The organism is Kocuria sp. KRD140, from assembly GCF_017168375.1.
Taxonomy (GTDB): Bacteria; Actinomycetota; Actinomycetes; order Actinomycetales; family Micrococcaceae; genus Kocuria; species Kocuria marina.
Genome location: NZ_JABFAW010000009.1, coordinates 83,420 through 106,418, shown reverse-complemented (window position 1 = coordinate 106,418; position 22,999 = coordinate 83,420). Strand labels below are relative to the sequence as shown.

21 protein-coding genes and 1 pseudogene are annotated in these 22,999 nt (G+C 69.4%); 10 read left to right on the top strand and 12 right to left on the bottom strand.

The window, feature by feature from the left end; translation table 11 throughout:
- Nucleotides 1–639: 639 nt before the first annotated feature.
- The 3 genes from J1M36_RS09280 to J1M36_RS09270 all read right to left on the bottom strand — a co-directional run bounded on the left by J1M36_RS09280 (nt 640) and on the right by J1M36_RS09270 (nt 5,911).
- Nucleotides 640–2,475: an AMP-binding protein gene (locus J1M36_RS09280; protein WP_206479145.1), complete on the bottom strand. Its 1,836-nt coding sequence runs from the start codon at nt 2,473–2,475 to the stop codon at nt 640–642.
- Nucleotides 2,476–2,546: 71 nt separating this feature from the next.
- Entirely contained in the window at nt 2,547–3,788 is a 1,242-nt protein-coding gene (locus J1M36_RS09275) for an acyl-CoA dehydrogenase family protein (RefSeq protein WP_098055340.1), read from the bottom strand.
- Nucleotides 3,789–3,811: 23 nt separating this feature from the next.
- The gene (locus tag J1M36_RS09270; RefSeq protein ID WP_206479144.1) at nt 3,812–5,911 is read right to left on the bottom strand and encodes a 3-hydroxyacyl-CoA dehydrogenase NAD-binding domain-containing protein; all 2,100 of its coding nucleotides are present in this window, start codon (nt 5,909–5,911) and stop codon (nt 3,812–3,814) included.
- 141 nt (nt 5,912–6,052) lie between these two features.
- Here J1M36_RS09270 and J1M36_RS09265 point away from each other — a divergent pair, with 141 nt between their 5' ends.
- Nucleotides 6,053–6,607 (top strand): GNAT family N-acetyltransferase, encoded by a 555-nt coding sequence (locus J1M36_RS09265; protein WP_094067136.1) that lies wholly within the window; start codon nt 6,053–6,055, stop codon nt 6,605–6,607.
- Here J1M36_RS09265 and J1M36_RS09260 read toward each other — a convergent pair.
- The 4 genes from J1M36_RS09260 to J1M36_RS09245 form a co-directional block, all read right to left on the bottom strand.
- Nucleotides 6,571–7,443, bottom strand: coding sequence for a TetR/AcrR family transcriptional regulator (locus tag J1M36_RS09260; RefSeq protein WP_098055335.1), 873 nt, complete (start codon nt 7,441–7,443; stop codon nt 6,571–6,573). The genes J1M36_RS09265 and J1M36_RS09260 overlap by 37 nt on opposite strands.
- A gap of 100 nt (nt 7,444–7,543) precedes the next feature.
- Complete coding sequence (locus J1M36_RS09255) at nt 7,544–8,458, bottom strand: SMP-30/gluconolactonase/LRE family protein (RefSeq protein ID WP_085108452.1); 915 nt, start codon at nt 8,456–8,458, stop codon at nt 7,544–7,546.
- Complete coding sequence (locus tag J1M36_RS09250; RefSeq protein WP_084118111.1) at nt 8,455–8,904, bottom strand: acyl-CoA thioesterase; 450 nt, start codon at nt 8,902–8,904, stop codon at nt 8,455–8,457. Before J1M36_RS09250 ends, J1M36_RS09255 begins: the two co-directional genes overlap by 4 nt.
- Nucleotides 8,905–9,345: 441 nt before the next feature.
- A complete protein-coding gene (locus J1M36_RS09245; protein ID WP_085108455.1) occupies nt 9,346–9,579 on the bottom strand; it encodes an AMP-binding protein in 234 nt (77 codons plus the stop codon).
- A gap of 202 nt (nt 9,580–9,781) precedes the next feature.
- Between J1M36_RS09245 and J1M36_RS09240 the strand changes: the two genes are divergently transcribed.
- A complete protein-coding gene (locus J1M36_RS09240; RefSeq protein WP_179861299.1) occupies nt 9,782–10,573 on the top strand; it encodes an SDR family oxidoreductase in 792 nt (263 codons plus the stop codon).
- 337 nt (nt 10,574–10,910) lie between these two features.
- Nucleotides 10,911–12,515, top strand: a complete 1,605-nt coding sequence (locus J1M36_RS12830; protein ID WP_342358322.1) for a serine hydrolase — start codon at nt 10,911–10,913, stop codon at nt 12,513–12,515.
- Between the two features lie 77 nt (nt 12,516–12,592).
- Here the strand turns inward: J1M36_RS12830 and J1M36_RS09230 are convergent, their stop codons facing one another.
- Both J1M36_RS09230 and J1M36_RS09225 read right to left on the bottom strand, forming a co-directional pair.
- Nucleotides 12,593–12,925 carry a YdeI/OmpD-associated family protein gene (locus tag J1M36_RS09230; protein WP_206479143.1) on the bottom strand — a complete coding sequence of 111 codons (333 nt, stop codon included), beginning with the start codon at nt 12,923–12,925 and terminating at the stop codon, nt 12,593–12,595.
- A 334-nt stretch (nt 12,926–13,259) separates the two neighbouring features.
- Nucleotides 13,260–13,688: pseudogene (locus J1M36_RS09225) on the bottom strand (SDR family oxidoreductase); the annotation flags it as partial.
- A 103-nt stretch (nt 13,689–13,791) separates the two neighbouring features.
- Here J1M36_RS09225 and J1M36_RS09220 point away from each other — a divergent pair.
- On the top strand, nt 13,792–13,959 hold the full coding sequence (locus tag J1M36_RS09220) for a hypothetical protein (protein WP_186317237.1): 168 nt from the start codon (nt 13,792–13,794) through the stop codon (nt 13,957–13,959).
- 237 nt (nt 13,960–14,196) lie between these two features.
- On the opposite strand, the gene J1M36_RS09215 is transcribed toward J1M36_RS09220, so the two are convergent.
- From J1M36_RS09215 to J1M36_RS09205, 3 genes are read right to left on the bottom strand one after another with little or no spacing between them, the layout of a single operon-like run.
- Complete coding sequence (locus J1M36_RS09215) at nt 14,197–14,415, bottom strand: hypothetical protein (protein ID WP_206479142.1); 219 nt, start codon at nt 14,413–14,415, stop codon at nt 14,197–14,199.
- Nucleotides 14,412–15,083 carry a CE1759 family FMN reductase gene (locus J1M36_RS09210; RefSeq protein WP_206479141.1) on the bottom strand — a complete coding sequence of 224 codons (672 nt, stop codon included), beginning with the start codon at nt 15,081–15,083 and terminating at the stop codon, nt 14,412–14,414. Before J1M36_RS09210 ends, J1M36_RS09215 begins: the two co-directional genes overlap by 4 nt.
- A 31-nt stretch (nt 15,084–15,114) precedes the next feature.
- Entirely contained in the window at nt 15,115–16,293 is a 1,179-nt protein-coding gene (locus J1M36_RS09205) for an LLM class flavin-dependent oxidoreductase (protein WP_098055323.1), read from the bottom strand.
- 165 nt (nt 16,294–16,458) lie between these two features.
- Here J1M36_RS09205 and J1M36_RS09200 point away from each other — a divergent pair, with 165 nt between their 5' ends.
- The 6 genes from J1M36_RS09200 (at nt 16,459) to J1M36_RS09175 (ending at nt 22,984) form a co-directional block, all read left to right on the top strand.
- Nucleotides 16,459–16,938: a transporter substrate-binding domain-containing protein gene (locus J1M36_RS09200; protein ID WP_206479140.1), complete on the top strand. Its 480-nt coding sequence runs from the start codon at nt 16,459–16,461 to the stop codon at nt 16,936–16,938.
- Entirely contained in the window at nt 16,935–17,933 is a 999-nt protein-coding gene (locus tag J1M36_RS09195) for a cation diffusion facilitator family transporter (RefSeq protein WP_206479139.1), read from the top strand. Before J1M36_RS09200 ends, J1M36_RS09195 begins: the two co-directional genes overlap by 4 nt.
- A 62-nt stretch (nt 17,934–17,995) precedes the next feature.
- A complete protein-coding gene (locus tag J1M36_RS09190; protein ID WP_206479138.1) occupies nt 17,996–18,754 on the top strand; it encodes a 5-oxoprolinase subunit PxpA in 759 nt (252 codons plus the stop codon).
- Between the two features lie 86 nt (nt 18,755–18,840).
- Entirely contained in the window at nt 18,841–20,538 is a 1,698-nt protein-coding gene (locus J1M36_RS09185) for a 5-oxoprolinase/urea amidolyase family protein (RefSeq protein WP_206479873.1), read from the top strand.
- Nucleotides 20,535–22,337 (top strand): biotin carboxylase N-terminal domain-containing protein, encoded by a 1,803-nt coding sequence (locus J1M36_RS09180; RefSeq protein WP_064846397.1) that lies wholly within the window; start codon nt 20,535–20,537, stop codon nt 22,335–22,337. The genes J1M36_RS09185 and J1M36_RS09180 overlap by 4 nt, the downstream gene beginning before the upstream one ends.
- A complete protein-coding gene (locus J1M36_RS09175; protein WP_206479137.1) occupies nt 22,334–22,984 on the top strand; it encodes a GntR family transcriptional regulator in 651 nt (216 codons plus the stop codon). Before J1M36_RS09180 ends, J1M36_RS09175 begins: the two co-directional genes overlap by 4 nt.
- Nucleotides 22,985–22,999: the final 15 nt, after the last annotated feature.

Genomic DNA, 22,999 nt, shown 5'->3' with positions numbered 1-22,999 from the left:
TTAAGCACGCCGCCAGCGTTCGTCCTGAGCCAGGATCAAACTCTCCGTCAAAAAACATTCAACAGAAACCACCCCACCACCACACCAAACAGCGCAGCAGAACCAGGGCAGGATCCCAGCTGACACCTAACACCCCCAGGAAACGGGAAAACACCCAGGGACTGTCAGGCCATCAACCAAAAACAAAAAAACTTTGGTATCAACAAACTAGACACACTATTGAGTTGACAAACAACAAACCACACCTAAGCTCTTATCCAGAGCCATGAGTTGGAAGTTTTGGTCGCCGCTGATTCGGAACGCTTTTCGCTGTCCTTGCGGCAACTCGACTAGCTTATCCGTTCCCCGTTTCCTTCGCAACTCGGCGTTCGCACGCCATTGCCGTTCGGAAGTCGGGGAGGTAGCTGGTCGGCCTGCCGGACCAGCGGTTCGCTGTTCGTCCTTGCGGCGACTCGGAATACATTACACACGCCCGCGGGACTGCGCAAAACGGCCCTGGGGAGGGCCCGCCACCCCCTGGCTGCGTTCGCACGCGGCGTCGTCGCCCGTCCCGCGCCGGGCATTGGAACCGCGCCCGCAAACAACGGCCGCACAATCACGTGGCCGTGGTCGCGCAATCGCGTTGCCCGGGTGGCTGCTTCAGTCCCGCAGGAGGTTCTTGCGCACCTTGCCCGTGGCCGTGCGCGGCAGCTCGTCACTGAACACGACCGAGTCCGGCACCTTGAACCCGCTGAGCTGGTTCCGGACGTGGTCGCGCAGTTCGTCCTCCGTGACCGTGGACCCGTTCACCCGCACCACGTGCGCGACCGGGCGTTCGCCCCACTTCTCGTGAGCTACCCCCACGACGGCGACGTCCGCGACGTCCGGATGGGAGTAGAGGGCCTGCTCCACCTCGATGGACGAGATGTTCTCCCCGCCGGAGATGATGATGTCCTTGGCGCGGTCCCGCAGCTGGATGTAGTTGTTGGGGTGCATGACCCCCAGGTCACCCGTGTGGAACCACCCGCCCTCGAACGCCTTCCGCGTGGCGGGTACGTCCTTGTAGTAGCCGATCATCACGTTGTTGCCCCGCAGCACCACTTCCCCCACGGTTGTACCGTCCGCCGGCACGTCCTCGAGGGAGTCGTCCACCACGCGGGCGGATTCCGCCTGGATCATGGCCACCCCCTGCCGGGACATCTGCTGCGCCCGCTCCCGGGGCGAGAGCTCACGCCACTGTTCCTGGGGTTCGCAAATGGTGATGGGGCCGAAGACCTCGGTGAGCCCGTACACGTGGACGATGTCGAAGCCCGCGCTCTCCAGCCGCTCGATGATGCTCGGCGCGGGCGGGGCCCCGGCGGTCGTGATCCTGATGGTGTGTTCGAGTGGGTGAGCCTCCGAGGCGTCCACGATGATCGAGCACACGGCCGGCGCGCCGCACAGGTGGGTGATGCCCTGCTCGTCGAACGCGCGCCAGATCTCGTCCGCGCGCACGGCCCGCAAGCACACGTGCGTACCACCCGCGGCGGTCACGGCCCACGTGGTGCACCACCCGTTGCAGTGGAACATGGGCAGGGTCCACAGGTACCGCGTGGCGCCGGTGAACCCATTGTGGAACACCTCCCCGAGGCTGTTCAGGTACGCCCCGCGGTGGCTGTACAGCACCCCCTTGGGGCGCCCCGTGGTGCCGGAGGTGTAGTTCAGGGTGATGGGCGCATTCTCGTCCGCGACGCCGTAGCCGACGCCGCCGTCGTTGCCGCCCGACGCACCCGGTCCTACCGGCTGGGCGGGCTCGACGTCGATGAACTCCTCGAACGTGGGCACTCCCGACCCCGCGCCGTCGCGAACGGGGTGCACGTCCGCCTGCGGGTCGTCGATCTGCACGAGCGTCACGTCCGACCCGTCACCGAGGGCCTGTGCGACGGTCTCGAGCACCGAGGTGTCCGCGAGCACCACGCGGGCTTCGCAGTGCTCGAGGATGTAGCGCAGTTCCCGCGCGCTCAGTCGCGGGTTGAGCGGCACCAACACCGCCCCGGCCGCCGGCACGGCGTAGTGCGCCATGAGTGTCGCGGGAAGATTGGGCGCGATCACCGCGACCGTGGGCCACGAGCACTCCAGCAACTCCGCGCCCTGGAACGATTCGTTCCCCTCACCCGAGGCCCCCGCGGATCGCTCGGACCCGGCAGTGTCGCCCGACTCGGCAGTTCCGGGCGAACCGCCCGTGACCGGTGACCCGGCGGACTCACGCGACCCCGCGGACGCGGGCGACCCAGCGGCGTCGTCCGATCCAGCGGACCCCCGGGAAGCAGCGCCCGCCGAGCCGTCGGAACCGGACAGCAGCGGCAACAGCGCCGTGGCGAACCGGCGCACGTCTCGTTCGAACTGCTCGTAGCTCCACACCCGCGAGCCGTGCACGATCGCCGGGCGGTCGGGGAAGACCTCGGCGCTGCGCTCGAGGAAGCGCAACGGGGTCAGCGGCTCGGTGTTCGCGAACATGGTGCTCCTGAACGGTCATGGCCCGGCACGCGCCGGACGGGCGCGAACCGGGCCGTGTGGGCACGAGCGGATCAGTTGTAGGCGGAGAATCCCGTGATCGACTTGCCGATGATCAGGGCCTGCACCGTCTCTGTCCCCTCGTAGGTGTGCACGGCTTCCACGTCCGCGAAGTGACGTGCAACACGGTTCTCCAACAGGATGCCATTTCCGCCGAGCAGATCGCGAGCGTTGGCCGCGACCTGGCGTGCCGTGCGGGTGGCCGTGTACTTGGCCAGCGAGGCCTGGTGCCCGGTCAGGGTCCCGGCCTCCTCCTTGCGGGTCATCGCCATTACGAGCGTCTGGATGGAGGTGAGCTCGCTCAGCATGCGGGCCAGGCGCTCCTGCACGATCTGCGACGCCGCGAGCGGACGGCCGAACTGCACGCGCTGCGCCGCGTACTGGACCGCGGTCTCGTAACACGCCTGTGCGTGACCCACCGCGGCCCACCCCACGCCAATGCGGGTCGCGAAGAGGACCGAGGCCGTGTCCCGGAAGGAGCGGGCGTTCGGCAGGACGTTCTCGGTGGGGACGAACACGTTCTCCATGCGGATCTGGGCCTGGTGGATGGCCCGCAGGGAGAGCTTCCCGCGCATGGTGGTACCCGTGTAGCCCTCGGAGTCCTGGGGCACCACGAAACCGTGGACCGCGCCGTCCTCGTCGCTGCGGGCCCACACCACGGTGATCCCGCCCATGGACCCGTTGCCGATCCACTTCTTCTCACCGTTGAGGACGTGGCCGCCATCCACGGGGGTCGCTCGGGTCTCCAGGCCGATCGAGTCCGAACCGTGGGCCGGCTCGGTGAGCGCGAAGGAACCGAGCAGCTTGCCCGCGGCCATGTCCGGGAGCCACCGGTCCTTCTGCTCGTCGCTGCCGCACATGGCGATCGAGCGCATGGCCAGGCCACCCTGCACACCGGCCACGGTGGACACCGATCCGTCCCCGCGGGCCAGTTCCATGGTCACGAGACCCGCGGCGAGCTTGGACATGTTGTCCATGCCCGGGACCGCCACGCCGTCGCGCAGCAGGTCCAGCTCGCCCATCCGGGTCACGAGATCCAGGTTGTACTCGCTCTCGTCCCAGTACCGGGCGATCACGGGCAGGACGTCTTCCTGCACGAAGGACCGGGCGCGCATCCAGTGGGCGCGGTCCTCGTCCGAGACGTCCGTGAAGACCCCCGCCTCGTCCGTTCCCAGGGCCTCGGTGAGCGTGTATTCCGGTTCCAGCGTGCCCGCGGGGAAGTTCTCCGAGGTGGGTGCCGTGTTCTCAGTGGTCATGACTGGTCCTTCGCGATCAGGGGTTACTGCTGGGCGGCGTCGAAACGCCGGCCGCGGACGCGCTCGGCGGCGCCGGTGCGGTCCAGGTAGGGGGTGATGCCGCCCAGGTGGAACGGGTAGTTGGCGCCCAGGATCATGCACAGGTCCACGTCCCGTGCGGAGGCGACCACGCCCTCGTCGAGCATGTGCCCGATCTCGTCCGCGAGCGCGTCCTGGACGCGCGTGAGCAGCTCTCCCCCGGCGCCGTCGTCCGACGACGCCGCAACGCCGCTCTCCTGCCGCGTGCGCTCGAGGGCGTCGTGGGCCTCGGGCGAGAGGTAGGTCTGCGAGGTCTCGCCGCGCGCGGGCAGCGTGTGGGTCAAACCGGCGTCCGCGACGGCGTCGAGCCACGGGGAGAGGGTGAACCGGTCCGGGTAGGCATCGTTCATGGTGTGCGTGATGTGCACGAGCACGGCCGGGCCCACGAAGTCGAGCAGCTGCAGCGGTGTCATGGGCAGCCCCATGGGGGCGAGGGCGTGGTCCACGGTCTCCGGATCGCCACCGGCGTCCATGGCGCGGCCAATCTCGTCGAACATGCGGGTCAGCACGCGGTTGACCACGAAGCTCGGGGCGTCCTCCACGCGCACCGCGATGCGCCGCAGCTTGGCGGCGAGGTCGAACGCGGTGGCCAGGGTGGAGTCGTCCGTCTGCTGCGCGGAGATGATCTCGAGCAGCGGGGTGACCTCCACCGGGTTGAACACGTGGAAGCCCACGAGCCGCTCGGGGTGCTTCAGGTCCCGGCCCATGGCCGTGACGGACAGGGACGAGGTGTTAGTCGCGAGGATCGCGTCCTCGCGGATCACGGGCTCCCACTGCGCGAAGACCTGCCGCTTCACCTCGAGCTCCTCGAAGACGGCCTCGATCACGAAGTCCGCGTCCGCGAGGTCCTGCGGGCTCTCGGCCCCCGAGATCAGGGAACCGAGCTGCTCCGCCTGCTCCGCGCTCATGCGGCCCTTCTCGGCCTGGGCGGTGAAGCGGTCGCGGGTGCGCTGCACGCCCGTGGCGAGGCGCTCGTCGTCGAGGTCGGTCATCACCACGGGGACCCGGGCGCCCTGGGCGAGGAGGGACGCGAGCTGACCCGCCATGAGTCCCGCGCCGATCACCGCCGCCTTCTTGATCGGGCGCACGGCAGCGTCCGGGACGTTCGCGGCCTGTTTGCTGCGGGCGCTCACGAGTTCGAACGCGTACAGGGACGCGCGGGCGGCGTCGGACTGCACGATCGAGCTGAAGAGCTGGACCGCGGCGGCACCGTTGGCCTGGCGGGTGTCCGTGCGCGCACGGCCCACGAGGTCGATCGCGGCCACCGGGCCGGGAGCGGCACCGTGCCACGCGGCGTGGGCCTTGGCGGCGGCCTTGTCCACGGCGGCCTGCCAGGTCTGTTCGTCGTCGGCGGCGCGGCGCGGTTCGTGCTTGCCCTCGAGGGCCTCCACGACCCAGCGCTGCCACGCCGTCTCCCACTCGTCCGTGCCGGGGGCGGCATCCAGGACGGCGTCCACGAGACCGATCTCCGCGGCCTTGGCGGGCTTGAGGTTCCGCCCGCGCATGGAGTCCGTGACGATGATGTTCAGTGCCGCCTCAGCGCCCACCAGGTGCGGCAGCAGGTAGACGCCGCCCCAGCCCGGAAAGAAGCCCAGCCGGCACTCGGGCAGACCCATGGGTGCCTTGCCGGACGTGGCCAGGCGGAAATCGGTGTGCAGCGCGAGTTCCAGACCGCCGCCGAGGGCCACTCCCGTGATGAGCGAGAACGTGGGAACGGGCATCTCCGCCAGGACGCCGAAGGCCTCGTGCCCGGAGCCGATGTAGTCCTCCGAACCCCCGTCGAACTGTGCGGCGCGGATCTCCTTGAGATTGGCGCCTGCACCGAACGACTTTTCGTTGCCCGTGACCACCACGGCCTCGACCTGCGAGGTGTCAATGGCCGAGAGCTCCCGGCGCAACTCGCGCATGGCCTCCGAACCCCAGATCACGAGCCCGTTGGGCTCCGTGGAGCCCAGGGACACCAGGGCGATCGGTCGTTCCCGCCCGGGCAGGACGGGACGGGTCACGTCGATGGTCACGGTGGACGGGAAGGTCTGTTCGCTCACGCTTGGCTCCTGTGTCTGGGCAAAAGGTGGTGTGGCCCACAGTATCGCGAGAACAGTCTGACGTGAGACTGCGTCTCACGTCAAGACATTCAGTGTCACCCGGCCCCCGGATGCCCGGTACGTCCTGGATAGGCTGATCCGGTGACTCTCCAGCTGCCGCTGCACTCGGACCGCTTGCGCTTCCGCTGGCCCACCGATGCCGACATCGAGCCCATGCACTCCTACCAGTCCCGCGAGGACTACGCCATGCATGCATGGCGCGAACCCCGCGACATGGACCACGTGATCAGGACGGTCGAGGCCAATCGCGAACCCGGGTCCTGGTCCTCCGACGGCGACAGCCTGCGGGTCGCGATCTCCCCTCACGACTCCGACGAGCTCGTGGGCGAGATCGTGCTGACCCTCGTGGACGCGGAGTCCGCGCAGGTGGAGATCGGTTGGGCGTTGCACCCGGACCATACGGGCAAGGGGTACGCCGCGGAGGCCGCGCGCACCGCCGTCGACGCCGCGTTCGAGCACCTCGGCGCGCACCGCGTCTTCGCGCGCCTGGACAGTCTCAACGTGGCGTCCGCGAAGGTCTGCGAGCGCGTGGGCATGCGCCAGGAGGCGACCCTGCGGGAGAGCCACTACCAGTTGGGCGAGTGGCGCGACGAACTCGTCTACGCGGTGCTCGTGTCTGAGCGACGCGCGGACTGATCCGCCGCGGGGACACGCACCTCGCCGGAAGGTCGCGCCCCGGCGAACCCGCCGCCCTCGGAGGCGTCCTGCTCCCCACCGGGCCGGGCATCCCGCGCGAGCTGCACGCCGCCCGGGGCCAGGGCCTCGTACACCGAGCGCGCCGTCCGCTCGGCGACGTCCCGCGCGTCGACCCCCTCGGGGACGATGACGACCACGGGCGCCGTGCCAGCACCGTCGTCCGCGGAGCGAAGTTGCTGAACCGGGCGCCCGGGAACGAACGAGAGCCCGAAGAGGGTGCACAACCACGCGATGCGCCGATTGAGTCCCGCGGCCAGCCGCTCGCCGTCCGAGGCCTGGGGATCGTGCAACCACGTGCGCAGGTAGGCGTTGTGCACGGCCACGATGGCGGAGGCCAACGAGATCGCCGTGACCCGCCGGTCGGGGCCGTCCGGCAGGACGCGGCGCAGGAACTCCCGGAACACCCGCTCGTACCGGTGGGATGTGGCGAGCTCCCGGTCCCGCAACGCCTCGACCCGCTGCAGCAGTCGGTGTCGTGCGAGCGCACGGTCCGCGTGGTCCAGGTTGTACCGGAACACGAGCTGCACGCCCTCACTCACCCCCGCCTGGGCGGTGAGGTGCGGGCGGTTGAGCAACTGCTCCAGCCGCTCCAGGTTGGACGCGTGATCCGCGAACACGATGTCCTCCTTGGACCCGTACTTGCGGAAGAACGTGGCGCGACTGACCCCCGTGGCGTGCGCGAGCTGGTCCACGGTGGTGGCGTCGTAACCCTGCGCGGCCAACAGTCGGATCGCTGTGGTGACGGCGTCGCCGCTCACCCCGGGTGCGGTACTCATCTGGCCTCCTGCGGTGATGGTAACCGTGCGGCGAGGCCGCCGCGGTGCGGCGACCACGTCCGCGGGCCGCGCCGGTCCGGGAGCCGGCCCGCCGACGCGCTCAGCCCCCGAAGGCCTGCGTGACCTGGCCCGGGACGGACACGCGCACCGAGTAGAGGGAACCTGCGGTGGGCTGGACGTCGTCCGGGAGGTCCTCGCGCGACGTCGTGATGTACAGCGTGCGCAGGTCCTCACCACCCAGCGTGCACGCGGTGGTTTGCGTGGCGCCCACGGCGACGACGGTGTCCAGGGCCCCGTCCGGGAGGTAGCGGTGGACCTGCCCCGCGCCGTAGAGGGCGACCCACACCGCGCCCTCGGAGTCCACGGTCAACCCGTCCGGGCTCACCGAGACGCGGCCCGGCTCGTAGCTCTCCTCCGGGTCCGTGGCGGCCGCGGCGGCGTGGTCGTCCAGGACGGGCGCGACGAACGTGCGACGGTTCTGCAGGCCGGCCTCGGGGCTCCAGTCGAAGACCGAGACCTCGTGGGTGGGGGTGTCGTTGTAGTACGCGAGGGTGCCGTCCGGGGACCACGCGATCCCGTTGGAGATGCTCACGTTCTCGAGGACGGGCTGCCACGACAGATCCGGCGCGACCCGGTACAGCGTGGCCGCGCCCTCGGTCTGCTCGTACGCCATGGACCCCACGTAGAAGGAGCCGTCGGGGGCCACACCGCCCTCGTTCATGCGGATCTCGGGGTCCCCCCACATGGGGATCTCCCGCTCCACTGCGCCCGTGGGATCGGTCAGGACCACTCCCCGTTCCACCGCGATGATCTGCCCACCCGAACGGCGCGGACGCACACACGCGGCCACGGCGTCCACGTGCTGGCGGCGCGGCTGGTCGTCCGGGGTGAACGTCATGACGTCCCCGGCGAGCATGTCCACCCAGGCCAGCCCGTTCCATTCCTTGCTCCAGCACGGCCCCTCACCGTGGTGCATCCACGACGGGGTGATCCTCTGGGCGGTGAGCTGCTTCACGACTGCGACCTCCTGGGGCTGTTGTGGGCGGGGAGCGACATGCTGGGAATCCTGTCGCGGTCGTACGTGATCTGCGTGTACCCGTGCGGGGCGGGCTTGCCGTCCTCCCCGAGGTTCACGAACACGATCTTGTCGATGCTCAGGATCAACTCGCGGGTGATCATGTTGCGCACCTGCGCCCGCATGGTCAACGAGGTGCGTCCGAACGTAGTGGCACTGAGGCCCATCTCGATGATGTCCCCCTGCACCGCGGAGGAGACGAACTCGATCTCGGACATGTACTTGGTGACCGCCCGCTGATTACCCAATTGCACGATCGCGTAGATTGCCGCTTCCTCGTCGATCCAGCGCAGCAGCGATCCCCCGAACAGGGTGCCGTTGGCGTTGAGGTCTTCCGGCTTGACCCATTTGCGGGTGCGGAACGAGATGTCACCGTGGTGCTGCATGCCCCCAGCCTAGGGGACCGCCTGGAGACCGGGCAGCGAACGGCCCAGCTGGCGGGGACCAGGAACGTGGTGTCCACCCCGTAGTGCTCGATGTCCGCGAGCACTTGCGAGGGCACGAATGTCCTGCGCACCAGGGTCGTGTTGCCCCGCACAAGCGCGCGCACGGTGAACGAGTTCAATGCACCGATGTGGAACAGCGGCGCCGTCGCCCCCCGAAGCCTCCCCGCCCCGCGAACCGTCCGGGATCCAGGGCACGGCGGGGTCCGTGTCCATGACGACGCTGCCGCCCTCGTAACCCTCCGCGAGCGGCAGTGCCGCCTCCAGGACGGGGACGTGACCGGGCTCCACGATGGTCACCGCGGGGGTCGATCGGGTGTGCAGGCCCGCGACCTCGCGCGGGGCGAGTCGGAAGTTCAGGGGCTCGAAAACCGCGCCGAGCCATTACGCGGCGAACATGGTGCGCAGGAAGACCTCGGAGTTCAACCCCAGTGAGGCGACCCGGTCCCCGGTGCCCACCCCGGAACGCGCGAACGCGCCCGCGAGACGCCGCACGCTCTCGGTGAAGTGGGCGTAGTCCACCGTCTCGTCCTCGTAGATCACTGTGGGGTGCTCGGGGCCGTAGCGCGCCTGGTAGAGCAGACCTCGCACGGGGTTGATGTTCACGGGGTGGCTCATGGCGGCTCCTGACATGGGCACGGGCACCCCGCAAGTCCCCCGAGTGATATGCGCCACCCTAGCAAGCGGTCACGGCGTTGTGGTCACTGCATCGGTGATGCACACTGGTCCAGCCGTCACGTGTCAGCAGCATCCGTCATGGGCCCCGGCTCCGCGATCCTCACCCGTTCGCGCGGCGGTCCCGGTGTGGAAGGAAATCCTCATGTCCGATCAACGCCCCCTTGCCATGGTCACCGGTGGTTCCTCCGGCATCGGGTTCGAACTGGCCAAGCAGTTCGCCCGGCACGGCTACGACGTCGCCCTGTCCGGTTCGAGTGACCGCGTCCATGAGGCGGCCAGGAGCATCGAGGAGCTCGGCGCACAGGCCTACCCGTTCCAGGCGGACGCCGCCACCTACGACGGTGTCGAGGACTTCTGGAACTTCGTGGCCGAGCTGGGTCGTCCCCTGGATGCCGCGGCCCTGAACGTCGGTATCGGACTGGGCGGAGCGTTCATGGACACCGACCTCCAGGACGAGTTCCGGCTCATCGACATCAACGTCAAGGGCACGGTGCACATGGCCAAGCGCGTCGTGCAGCACATGGTCCCCAACGGCCACGGGCGCATCCTCATCGTGTCCTCCACCTCCGCCACGACGCCCACTCCCTACGAGACCGTCTACGGCCCCTCCAAGGCATTCGGTTTCTCCTTCGCGGAATCATTGCGCGAAGAGTTGCGTGACACCGGCGTGACGGTCACGGCGCTCTTACCCGGTGCCACGGACAGCGACTTCCACTCCAACGCCGGCATGGACAACACGGCGCTCGGGCCGGGCGCCACCAAGAACGACAAGGTCCTCGTGGCCCAGCAGGGCTTCGAAGCATTGCTCAATGACGTGGACGAGGTCGTGGGCGGCGATGAGCAGACGAAACAGACCCGCGAGGACAACCGCACCACCCCCGAGCCGGTGAAGGCGCACCGGCAGGCGGAACTGACCCGCCCGCGCGGCGACTGAGAGCGGGACGCAAGCCGGTGATGATGGTGCGCCGGTGCGTTCGTCCGTCATGATGCGTGCATGACCGAAACCTCCACGGCCTCCACCGCGCAGACACCCGACCCCGGGCCAGAGTTCCAGCGCAAAGTGCTGACCGTGCTGGCGCTGGGCCAGATCCTGGGTGGGCTGGGAACGGGTGCGACCCTCGCGTTGGCTGCCCTGCTCGTCACGGAGGTCTCCGGGAGCAGTGCGGTGTCCGGGTTGGCGGCCACCATGAACACCCTGGGTGCCGCCATTCTGGCCATCCCCCTGGTGCGGTTGGCGCAACGTCGTGGTCGGCGGATCTCCCTGACCACCGGTGCCCTCGTGGCGATCGCGGGGGCAGGCGCTGGGGCTGCCCCAGTTCACCGGCGGGTTCGTGATCGCACTGTGTGCCCAGGTCCTGGGGGCCATCGTGTACTTCATCGGATTGCGCCCGCACCCGCTCAAGGTCGCCCTGTCCCGCGGTGAATCGGTGGCCTCCACACCCAGCCCGGCCGGCGGGTTTACCCTGTTGCGCACCGTCCCCGCGGCTCGGCGCGCGGTGCTCGGGGTGGCCCTGTCCCACGCGGTGATGGTGGGTCTCATGTTCATGACGCCCGTGCACCTCACGACCCACGGGGCCACGCTGTCCGTGGTGGGGCTGACCATCTCCCTGCACGTGGCGGGGATGTTTGCCCTTGCCCCCGTCGTCGGCTGGCTCGCGGACAAACTCGGTCGCGCCGCCACGGCGCTCGCCACCCCGGCGTTCACGACCGGTGCCGCGGCAGCGCCGTCGAAGACCGCGTTCAACACCGCCGGGATCGACGCCGCCCTGGCCAACCTCGTGCGCGACGGCGCCGTGGGCGTGACCACCTCGGTCGTGGGCCCGGGCGGGACCTATCTGAGCGCCGCCGGCAAGCGGGACCTGCAGAAGGACAGCGCCCGGCCCCAGGACCGCGCACGGATCGCCTCGATCACCAAGGCGATGATCGCGATGCTCGTGATGCAGCGCATCGAGGCGGGGCAATGGACTCTGCGCACGACCATCGACCAGGTCACCCCGGGGCTCTACCCGGGCCACGGCGGCGTGACCGTGGCGCAACTGATGAACCACACCTCGGGCATGCCGGACGGGATCTATTCCTTGCTCCCGGACCGGGAGTGGTACACGTGGACCGTGCAGGACCTGGAGGCCGCGGTGGTCCCGTACCACCCCGAGCAGGAACTTGTGGAACTCAGCCGCAGGCTGCCGTGGGAGTTCGAGCCCGGGACCGGCTGGTCCTACTCCAACGTCGGGTACGTGGTGCTGTCCATGATGCTCGAGGCCGCCACGGGGTCGCGCATCCAGGACGTCGTGCGGGACCGGGTGTTCAAGCCCGCCAAGATGCAGCAGTCACGGCTCGAGGAGTCCACGCTGGTCCGAGGCCGCTACCTCCTGCCGTACGGCAAGTTCCAGGCCGGGCTGGCGCCGCTGCCCCTGGTCAACCCGTCCATCTTCTCCGGCGCGGGCGGGGTGTACGCGACCGCGGAGGACATCACCGACTTCACCGGCGCCCTCATGACCGGACGGTTGCTGCGCAAGGACCTCGTGGACGCCATGGTCACTCCCGTGGGCGCGGCTCAGCAGGCGCGCTACGGCTACGGCCTCTACCTCATCAACGGTCCCTGCCGCACCGCGGCGGGCACCCCCGAGCTGCTCATCGGTCACGACGGCGCCGGCTTCGGCACCCGTGTGGTGTCCTTCACCACGCGGGACGCCTCCCGACGGATGGCCCTGGCCTACACGGGCCGCTCCTACGTGGAGGAGGGTCAGGACCCGGATGCGGCCATGAACGCCGCGCTCATCGCGGGCTTCCGTGCCACGTGCCCGGCGAGCGCCCCGACCACACCGGCTTCCGGCAAGGGGCCGGCCTCCGGTGGCGCGGGCTCGCTGCGGTTGTAGTGCCGAGCAGGCCGTAGTACCGCGCCGACTGTTGTGTCACGTCGGCCGTGGTTTCACGCCAGGGGGTGCATCGGGTCTCAGCGACCGGTGCGCTCCCGGTGTTTGCACCCGGGCCAGCAGCACGGGCGGCGCTTGCCCTCGTGCATTTCCTCCTCGGTGCGCCGGATCCGCCGCTGCCGGGTCTCCGGCTTCTGGGTATCCTCCACCCAGCACACGAACTCGCTGCGCCCGAGCGGAGTGGGTCCGCGCCACAGCTCGGCGGTCACGGGGTCCAGCGCGAGCGCTTCGGCGAGGTCCGCGGGCAACTCGTGGACGACGCCGCCGGGGAGCCCGGACTGGGTGTTCGCGCCATCGATCGTGGCCGGGTTCTCGGCGGTCTCCGCGCCGTTCTCGTTCTGCGCGTCCGTCACGTTCGTCGCGTTCTCCGCGGACGACGCCGCAGTCCGGGTCGTGTTGGTTATGGTTCTCTTCCTGCGCTGTCACCTGTCGCCGTGGATCCCCGGCAAGCAGCAGCGTGCCACGCGACGGACCGAAGACGTCCATTACTCGATTCATGAATATCCGGGGCGAGGCCCCGCCCCCACCGGGCTCACGCCAGGTAGAACCCACCGTCCGAAGTGAGGACCTGGCCGACGATCCATGCGCCGTCGGTGCGGTGAACCTCCGCTCGCGGTCGCCCCGGATGCGTTCTCCCGGCCGCGCCGGAGCGGTCGGGGCGTCGGCCTTGAGGAGCGCGAACGCCCGGGTCAGCAGCAGCGTGGAGCGGGTGTTGGTCTGCCAGAACGCGTCCAGCGCCTCGGGGGTCATGTCCAGGATGGAGCCGTCCCCACCGCTCCTGGCGTGGTTGCACACGAGGATGTCCAGCAACCCGGTGAGCTCGCTCGCGGCATCGATGAGCGGTCGGATCCGTCCGGGGTCCCGCAGATCCGCGCTCATCTCCCCCAGCCGCGCACCCCCGGTGAGTTCGGCCCGCAATGCGTTCACGACGTCGCTCAGATCGTCCGCACCCCATGGCTGGTCCTCGTCGTGCGGGCCGTAGTGGTGGATGAATACACTCGCGCCCAGCCGCGCGAAGGTGCGGGCAACGGCGAAGCCGATGCCGCGGCGTCGTGACACCCCGGTGACCAGCGCCGTTCGACCGCGCAGGGGCAGGGTTCTGGGTGAAGCCGTCATGAATCCAGTCTGCCAGCGCCGCTTATTGAGACCGGATCGATGGATTGTCTCAATAAGACTCCTACTGAGACAATCAGGATCAGCAGTTCCATCAAGGAGCACCATGGCCACCTCCAACTGGCCCGCGATCGGCCACGAGAGCCACCGCTGGGTCCACCGCGATCCCATGGCATCCCATCGCGCGCGGATCCGGAACATGGGGGACTTTGCCGCCACGGTGGTCCCCCGGATCTTCGTCGAACGGGCCGGGCGCAGGACGTTCGGCTCCTGACCCCGGAACGGCGTGATGCCGCCCCACTGCATAACAGGATCAACTCCTGCACAGCGGGGCGGCATCCTTCATGGGCGACTTCGGGATCACGGCCGCCACCAGGGCGATCCCGAGGTGGCCGGGACTAACCCCGGACGACCTGCTCCGAGGTGTGACGCTTCCTGCTGTTCGTCATGATCTGACCAGTCTCACTGCCCGGACCCCCGGGCAACAGGACGACTCACACAACCACCGGACCTACCAAACGGGGTCAGCCCACCAGTCCTGCCGGGACGCGTCCGAGATACCCGCACGCGCCGCATCATCGAGGGATTCCGCGCCACTGATGCATGCCGCGCCGGTGGTGTCCGCGCCGTCCGAACCCGTCACGGGCTCGGACGGCGCGGTCTCGACGTGCGCGGACCCGGACGGCGCAGCCTTGGACAAAGCAACGGCGCTGGTGGCCGTGTCGCTCACGATCCCACCGAGGCCAGCAGGCTCGCGAAGTCGGGGACGTCACTGAACTCGTCCTTGACCTCGCGGCGCAGACCCGGCCGAGCGGCGTCGCCCTGGGAGGCGCCGTCCGCGGAACCGGCACTGCCCCGCGAACCCGCGAGCAGCATGGCGCCGAGCGAGGCGCCCACGCGGTCGATCCGGCGCTGCAGGTCGTTGTGACCCCAGTCCTCGGACGCCGCGTAGATGCCCAGGGGCAGCACGAGGGCCTTGAGGTAGCTCAGCAGCGGCCGCATGGCGGTGTCCAGCACGAGCGAGTGCCGCGGGGACCCGCCCGTGGCGGCGACCACGGTGGGCAGGTTCTCGAGCGCGGACTCCTCGATCACGTCGAAGAATTGCTTGAACAGCCCCGAGTAGGACGCCTTGTACGTGGGCGACGCCGCGATCAGGCCGTCCGCGGTGAGCACGGTGTCGATCGCGTCCTGCACGGCGCGCGAGGCCACATGGGTGATCATCATGTCGGTCAGCCCGTGGGCCAGATCTCGCAGCTGGATCACCTTGATGTGCACGTGCTGCCCGGCGTTCTCGACCGTGGTGCTCGCGGCCTGGGCGATCGCCTCGCCCAGGCGCGTGGTCGTGGAGTCCTCCGACAGTCCCGCGGTCACCACCGCGAGGGTCAACCGATCGGTCATGGTGTCCTTCTCTCTGACGTGGTACGTGAACTTACTTGGCGTTCTCGTGGTCGCGCTGCGCGGCCTCCGCCTGCTGTGCGCGATCCTTCGCGGCCTGCGAATCCGGGCCACCGCCGGGGATCGGGTCCTTGCCCGCGGCGTGGCGCGCCACGAGGGACTCGTGGGTGGGGGCCTCGGGCACGTGGGCCGGGCGAGCGGCGTCGAACTCCTTGCGCAGCACCGGGACGACCTCCTCGCCCAGGATGTCCATCTGCTCGAGGACGGTCTTGAGCGGCAGGCCGGCGTGGTCCACCAGGAACAGCTGACGCTGGTAGTCACCCGCGTACCCGCGGAAGGACAACGTGCGCTCGATGACCTGCTGCGGGGATCCCACGGTCAGCGGGGTCTGCTCGGTGAAGTCCTCGAGCGACGGGCCGTGACCGTAGACCGGCGCGTTGTCGAAGTACGGGCGGAACGTACGCATGGCGTCCTGCGAGTTCTTGGCCATGAACACCTGACCACCCAGACCCACGATCGCCTGATCGTAGGAGCCATGGCCGTAGTACTCGTAGCGCTGGCGGTAGAAGTCCACCATGCGCTCGGTGTGCTCCTTGTTCCAGAAGATGTTGTTGTGGAAGAACCCGTCACCGTAGAATGCGGCCTGCTCCGGGATCTCCGGGGAGCGGATGGAACCGTGCCACACGAACGGCGGGACGTCGTCCAGCGGGCGCGGCGTGGCTGTGAAGCCCTGCAGGGGCGTGCGGAAGCGACCGGAGTAGTTCACGCTCTGCTCGCGCCACAGCCGGTACAGCAGCTGGTAGTTCTCCACGGCCAGCGGGATGCCCTGCCGGATGTCCTTGCCGAACCACGGGTACACGGGCCCTGTGTTGCCGCGACCCAGCGTGAGGTCCACGCGCCCGTCCGCTAGGTGCTGGACGTACGAGTAGTCCTCCGCGATGCGCACGGGGTCCGTCGTGGTGATCAGCGTGGTGGCGGTGCCCAGCTGGATCTTCTCGGTCTGCGCCGCCAGGTGGGCCATGAGGATCGGCGGGTTTGCGGGCGCCACGAACGGCGGGTTGTGGTGCTGGCCCATGGCGAACACGTCCATACCCACCTCCTCCGCCTTGCGAGCGATGGCCACGGTGGCCTTGATCCGCTCGTTCTCGGTGGGGGTCTTGCCGGTGGTGGGGTCCTGGGTCACGTCCCCGATGGTGAAGATGCCGAGTTGCATGTCGGCCTCCTTGGCTTGTGGTCGACGACGCCGCAGCGCGAGTGCCGCAGCTCCGTTCCGTAGATATTTCAAATTTGAATTACCTATATAATGCGCCGCCGCGGAGATTTATTCCAGGGAAAATATCCGGGTGTGGCGAACGGCACTCGGGCCTACAGTGGTGTCATGAGATCACCCATCGGGCGGCTGATCGCTCTCCTGCTCCTGCTTCTTGCGCTGACCGGGTGTTCGGGTCACTATCCCGCGGACCCGCACGGGACACTCGAGCACGTGACCGGCGGGGAACTCCGTGTGGGTGTCTCGCACAGTCCTCCGGAGACGGATCTCGGACCCAACCCACCCACGGGCACCGAAGTGGATCTCGTGCGGCAGTACGCCGAGACCGTGAGTGCTCACGTCACCTGGACTCCCGGTGGCGAGGAGGATCTGGTCAAGCAGCTGAAGAACGGCCACCTGGACCTGGTCATCGGTGGGCTCACGAAGGACAGCCCGTGGGACACGGAGGTGGGCATCACCCGCGGTTACGCCGAATCCACCGACGAGTTCGGCGACACCCGGAAACACGTCATGGCGGTACGCAACGGGGAGAACGCATTCCTCATGGACCTCGAAGCATTCCTGGCCGACCACGGAGGCAGATCATGAGCGCGCAACACCACCCGGTGGACGACGAGCAACTTCCGCCGGAGATCACCCGAGCGCTCACCCGGGCCGTGCGCCTGGAATGGCTCACCATCGGGACCCTCGCGGTCACGGTGACCCTCGTGTTCCTCGTGCTGGGGAACTCGCAGGCCATGAAGACGGCATGGGTCGAGGACCTGTTGTCCTTCATCCCGCCCATTGCGTTCCTGGTCGGCGTACGGATCACCCGCCGCCCGGCCACCGCGAAGCACCCCTTCGGCCATCATCGCTCCGTGGGGATGGCCCACCTGGTCTCGGCCACCGCGCTGCTGGTCATGGGGACATATCTGATCGTCGACTCGGGCGGCAAACTCATCACGGCGGAGCACCCGTCCATCGGCGGGATCCAGCTGTTCGGCACCACGGTGTGGCTCGGCTGGTTGATGATCGGGGTCCTGGTTGTCACGGGCATCCCGCCGGTGGTCCTGGGGCGCATGAAGTTGAAACTCGCGACGCCCTTGCACAACAAGGTGCTCTTCGCGGACGCGGACATGAACAAGGCGGATTGGATGACCTCCGCCGCGGCCACCGCGGGTGTGATCGGGATCGGCCTGGGGTGGTGGTGGGCGGACGCCGTGGCGGCCATCGTGATCGCCGTGTCCATCCTCAAGGATGGGATTACCAACCTCCGTGCGGCCGTGGCCGGGCTCGCGGATGCCCGTCCCACCACCGTGGACAACAAGAAGCCTCACCCGCTCAACGCGGACGTGGACGCCTTCCTCCGACAGCTGGAGTGGGCGCGCGTGGGCGCCGCACGCGTACGCGACGAGGGTCAGGTGTTCCAGGTCGAGGGGTTCGTGGTTCCCCGCACCCCGGACGTCGCGACTCCCGATCGCCTGGACGCCGCCCGCAAACAGCTACTGGCCCTGGACTGGAAGATTCGCGACGTGGTGCTCATCCCCGTCAACACGCTTCCGCGGGTCCTGGAGGCCGAGGAGTTCGAGGGTCATTCGCACTAGATTGTTGAACAATCCTCCCGCGTGCGGCATTCTGGAACTCGGTACCGAGACGGAGGTCACGCATGACGGTCATCGATCTGAACAGCGACGTGGGCGAGTCGTTCGGCAACTGGCACATGGGCGACGACGCCGCCATCTTCCGTTCCGTCTCCTCCGCCAACGTGGCCTGCGGGTTCCACGCCGGGGACCCGGGCACCATGGCACAGACATGCCGGGACGCGGTGGCCGCAGGAGTCACCGTGGGCGCCCACGTGGCGTACAGGGACCTGGCCGGTTTTGGCCGACGGTTCCTGGACTGCTCCCCCACCGAACTCGCCGATGACGTGCTCTACCAAATGGGTGCACTCGAGGCGATGGCGCGCTCGGCCGGCACGACCATCGAATACGTCAAACCCCACGGGGCGCTGTACAACACGATCGTCCACCACGAGGCACACGCGCAGGCGGTCGTGGACGCGGTCAAGGCGTTCGGCGGTGACCTCCCGTTGCTGCTGCTGCCCGGTTCCGTGGCCCTGGACAAGGCCGAGCGGGCGGGACTGCGCGGGGTGGCCGAGGCATTCGCCGACCGCGGGTACACCCCCGAGGGCACGCTGGTCTCCCGCCGCGAGCAAGGCGCTGTGTTGCACGACGCCGCCCAGGTCACCGAGCGCATGATCCGCCTGGCCGAACACGGCACGCTGACCGCGGTGGACGGCTCCACGGTGCAGCTCGCCGCCGAGAGCATTTGCGTGCACGGGGACACCCCCGGGTCCGCAGCCATGGCCGCCGAGGTCCGCGCGGGTCTGGAGCGCGCGGGCATCACGATCCGGTCGTTCGTGTGAGCGACCGCGACTCGACGACGCACGGTCCGGGCGCCGCCCACGACGGCACGGGCGTGCCCTCCCCGGCCACTCCGCGAGCCGCCAACGTGACGCGGAGCGGATCCGGCGCGCCGCGCACCGCACCCCGGGACCGAGCCACCGCGCCTGCCACGTCCTCGTCGGCAGCACCCGACACGGCCACCCCGCCGCGGACGGGTCTGCGCTGGGCCGGCACGCGGGCCTTCCTGATCGAGTGCCCAACGCTCGAGCACGTGATGCGGCTGCATGCCCACCTGAGTGCCCACCCGTACCCGGGTCAGCTCGATGTCCTGGCCGCCGCGGAGACCGTATTGTTGACCTTCACAACCCCCGCCGCGGCGCGGAGGGCCGCGAGCGACGTCGTCGACATCCGGCTCGATTCCACCGAACCGGCCGCGGGTAAGGATGTGGCAATCGACGTGGTCTACGACGGCGAAGATTTGGCCGCCGTGGGAAAGCTGACCGGGCTCGGCGAGCGCGGCGTGATCGAGGCGCACACGGGAGCCGACTGGACGGCGGCGTTCGGCGGGTTCGCGCCGGGATTCGCGTACCTTGTGGCCGACGGCGATCCGCTCGAGGTGCCGCGCAGGGACTCGCCCCGCACCGCGGTGCCGGCCGGGTCAGTGGCGCTCGCGGGACGCTTCTCGGCCGTCTACCCCCGGCGTTCCCCCGGGGGTTGGCAGCTGATCGGTCACACGGACGCGCCGCTGTGGGACGTGGACCGGGAAGAGCCCGCCCTGATCCGACCGGGTGACACCGTGCGCTACCGGGCGGTGCGCGAACTCGTGACGGTGTCCTCAGAGACGGCACTACCCGCGTCGCGCCGGGAGCGGAAACACGCCCTGATGATCGAGGATCCCGGGATGCAGTCCCTGCCCCAGGACCGCGGCAGACCCGGCCGAGGCGACCTGGGCGTGGTGGCCTCCGGTGCGGCGGACCGCGCGTCGGCCGAGCAGGCCAACCGGCTGGTGGGCAACTCGCCCGAGGCCGCCGTGATCGAGACGCTGCTGGGTGGACTGTCGGTCACGGCCCGCGGGCACCACGTACTGGCCCTCAGTGGCGCGCCCACTCCGGCCCGGATCGAGGGACCCCTCGGCGGACGCGCCGTCACGTGCCACGCTCCGTTCGCCCTGTACGACGGCGAACGCCTCACCCTGGGAGCCCCGGACAGAGGCCTGCGCACCTATCTGGCAGTGCGAGGTGGGATCGACGTACCCGAGGTGCTGGGGAGCCGCTCCTCGGATGCGCTCTCCGGGATCGGACCGGACCCGTTGAGCGCCGGTGACGAGCTCCCGGTTCTCAAGGCCGCCGCGGGCCGGACCGTGGGGTTGCCCGAACCGCCGGCGGTCACGCTTCCCACCCCCGGGGAGACCGTCACCCTGCGGGTGAGCCCGGGGCCCCGTGACGATTGGTTCACACCGGAAGCACTCGAGACGTTCACCTCGCGGGACTGGGTCGTGAGTGAGCAGTCCAACCGCGTGGGGGTGCGCTTCGAGGAACCCCCCGAGGGCCCGCCGCTCGAGCGTTCCCGCGAGGGCGAACTGGCGAGCGAGGGCGTGGTGGCCGGTTCCCTGCAGGTCCCCCACTCGGGGGTTCCCGTGCTCTTCCTGGCCGACCATCCCGTGACGGGCGGCTATCCCGTGATCGGGGTCGTACTTCCGGAGGACCTCCCCCTCGCCGCGCAGCTACCCCCGAGCAGCGCGGTCCGCTTCACGTTCACCGATCCGACCCACCCCGCATCCGACACCGCAGGAGACACACCATGAAGAAGGTCCTGATCGCCAACCGCGGGGAGATTGCGGTGCGGATCGCGCGGGCGTGCGCGGACGCCGGCCTGACCTCGGTGGCCGTGTACTCCGAACCTGACGCCGATGCCTTCCACGTGCATATGGCCGACGAGGCCTACGCCCTGCCCGGTTCCGCCTCCGCGGACACCTACCTGCATATCGACCGTCTGCTCGCCGTGGCCTCCCGTTCCGGCGCGGACGCCGTGCACCCGGGCTACGGGTTCCTGTCCGAGAACGCGGACTTCGCGCAGGCCGTGGCGGACGCCGGCCTCACCTGGATCGGTCCGTCCGCCCGGGTCATCCGCGAGCTGGGCAACAAGGTCACCGCCCGGGCCATCGCCGTGCGCGCCGGCGCTCCCCTGGTTCCCGGCACGGACGGTCCCGTGGACGACGCCGCTGCGGCCCGGTCATTCGCCGAGGAGCACGGACTGCCCATCGCCATCAAGGCCGCCTTCGGCGGTGGTGGTCGTGGGATGCGCGTGGCCAGGACCATGGACGAGATCGACGCGGCGTTCGAGGCGGCGGTGCGCGAAGCGACGTCGGCGTTCGGGCGGGGCGAATGCTTCGTGGAGCGTTTCCTGGACAAGCCCCGCCACGTGGAGGCCCAGGTCGTGGCAGACGCCCACGGTTCCGTGATCGTGGTGGGCACGCGTGACTGCTCACTGCAACGGCGGAACCAGAAGCTCGTGGAGGAGGCCCCTGCGCCGTTCCTGACCGATGAGCAGCGCACGACGATTCATGAATCCGCGCGCGCCATCTGCCGGGAGGCCGGGTACACCGGGGCGGGCACGGTCGAGTACCTCGTGGCCCCGGACGGGCTGATCTCCTTCCTGGAGGTCAACACGCGGCTGCAGGTGGAACACCCCGTCACGGAGCAGACCGCGGGCGTGGACCTCGTGCGGGAACAGTTCCGCGTGGCCGACGGGTTGGCGCTGAGCCTCACCGAGGACCCGTCACCGAACGGGCATGCGTTCGAGTTCCGACTCAATGCGGAGGACCCGGCCCTCGGGTTCCTCCCCACTCCCGGCGCGGTGGAGGCGTTCGAGGCGCCCACGGGCTCGGGGGTGCGCATGGACACCGGCGTGCGTTCCGGGTCCGTGGTGCCCGCCGAGTACGACTCCCTGCTGGCCAAACTCATCGTGTGGGGCGAGGACCGGCAGCAGGCCCTCGTACGCTCGCGCGCCGCGCTGCGGGAGCTCGTGATCCGCGGGGTGCCCACAGTGGTCCCGTTCCACCGGGCGGTCCTGGAGGAGCCAGCGTTCACGTCCCCGGACGGGATGGGGGTGTACACCACGTGGATCGAGGACGAGTTCACACGCAAGCTGGAGGCCTCCCCGTACGTGGCGCCCGGGGCCGGCGAGCGCACCACGGTCACGGTGGAGATCGACGGGCGCGCCCATCAACTGGGCCTGCCCGCAGACCTTGCCGCCGCCCTCCTGGGTGGCGGATCCGTCGCAGGTTCCGGGTCCGCTTCGGCATCCGGGGGCGCCGAATCGCGCTCCGGTGAGACCGCGGGAGCGGGAGCAGAAACCGGGGCGGCGTCGTCGCCCAATGCGGACTCGGCAGGAACGAGCCTGGTGGCGCCCATGAACGGGACGGTCGTGACGTGGGCCACGCAAGACGGCGCCGAGGTGGCCGAGGGCGACACCGTCCTCACGCTGGAGGCGATGAAGATGGAGACGCCCGTCCGCGCTCATCGCTCCGGCACGCTGACCCGGGCGGACCTGGCGGAGGGGTCCGCCGTGCGCAAGGGGCAGACGCTGGGAGAGATCGCGTGACGGCCGTCGAGCCGCGCGAGAACGCCCAGGCAAGCGCCCACGCGGCCCGGCAGTTGCGCGCCCGCATCTCGAACGGCCAACTGCCCCCGGGAGCGAAACTCTCGGAACAGGCCGTGGCCCGGGAGCTGGGGGTCTCGCGCAACACCTTGCGCGAGGCGTTCACCATGTTGGCGGCGGAGCGCCTCGTGGATCGGATCGCGCACCGGGGTGTGTTCGTCGCACAGCCCGACGCCGACGACGTCCGCGACCTCTACGCCGCCCGCTGCGTCCTGGAGCCGGGCACCATGCTGTGGGGTGCGCCCGATCCGCAGTCGCTGTCCCGGCTGAGTGCGCTCACCACCTCGGCGCTCGCCGCCCGGAATGCCGGGGACGTGACGGCCATGGCGGATGCGAACCAGGGCTTCCACCGGGAGCTCGTGGCGTCGTCCGGTTCAGCGGAGCTGGTCGCGGTCATGGATCGGTTGTCGGCGCGGATGCGGCTGGTGTTCCACGCGATGTCCACGGATCCGCAGTTCCACGCGCGCTACGCGGTGCGCAATACCCAGGTGCTGCGATCCCTCGAGTCCGGCGACCGTGACCGGGCCGTGCACCTGCTCAGGGAGTCCCTGACCGCGGCACGGGACGAGATCCTCGCGCACCTGACCTGACGGGTCGGGTGGGCG

Bases quoted from the DNA above. Each gene is read 5' to 3' on its own strand.
- J1M36_RS09280 (WP_206479145.1), bottom strand. From the start codon at position 2,475: ATGTTCGCGAACACCGAGCCGCTGACCCCGTTGCGCTTCCTCGAGCGC.
- J1M36_RS09275 (WP_098055340.1), bottom strand. From the start codon at position 3,788: ATGACCACTGAGAACACGGCACCCACCTCGGAGAACTTCCCCGCGGGC.
- J1M36_RS09260 (WP_098055335.1), bottom strand. From the start codon at position 7,443: ATGAGTACCGCACCCGGGGTGAGCGGCGACGCCGTCACCACAGCGATC.
- J1M36_RS09250 (WP_084118111.1), bottom strand. From the start codon at position 8,904: ATGCAGCACCACGGTGACATCTCGTTCCGCACCCGCAAATGGGTCAAG.
- J1M36_RS09245 (WP_085108455.1), bottom strand. From the start codon at position 9,579: ATGAGCCACCCCGTGAACATCAACCCCGTGCGAGGTCTGCTCTACCAG.
- J1M36_RS09240 (WP_179861299.1), top strand. From the start codon at position 9,782: ATGTCCGATCAACGCCCCCTTGCCATGGTCACCGGTGGTTCCTCCGGC.
- J1M36_RS09220 (WP_186317237.1), top strand. From the start codon at position 13,792: ATGGCCACCTCCAACTGGCCCGCGATCGGCCACGAGAGCCACCGCTGG.
- J1M36_RS09210 (WP_206479141.1), bottom strand. From the start codon at position 15,083: ATGACCGATCGGTTGACCCTCGCGGTGGTGACCGCGGGACTGTCGGAG.
- J1M36_RS09205 (WP_098055323.1), bottom strand. From the start codon at position 16,293: ATGCAACTCGGCATCTTCACCATCGGGGACGTGACCCAGGACCCCACC.
- J1M36_RS09200 (WP_206479140.1), top strand. From the start codon at position 16,459: ATGAGATCACCCATCGGGCGGCTGATCGCTCTCCTGCTCCTGCTTCTT.
- J1M36_RS09195 (WP_206479139.1), top strand. From the start codon at position 16,935: ATGAGCGCGCAACACCACCCGGTGGACGACGAGCAACTTCCGCCGGAG.
- J1M36_RS09190 (WP_206479138.1), top strand. From the start codon at position 17,996: ATGACGGTCATCGATCTGAACAGCGACGTGGGCGAGTCGTTCGGCAAC.
- J1M36_RS09180 (WP_064846397.1), top strand. From the start codon at position 20,535: ATGAAGAAGGTCCTGATCGCCAACCGCGGGGAGATTGCGGTGCGGATC.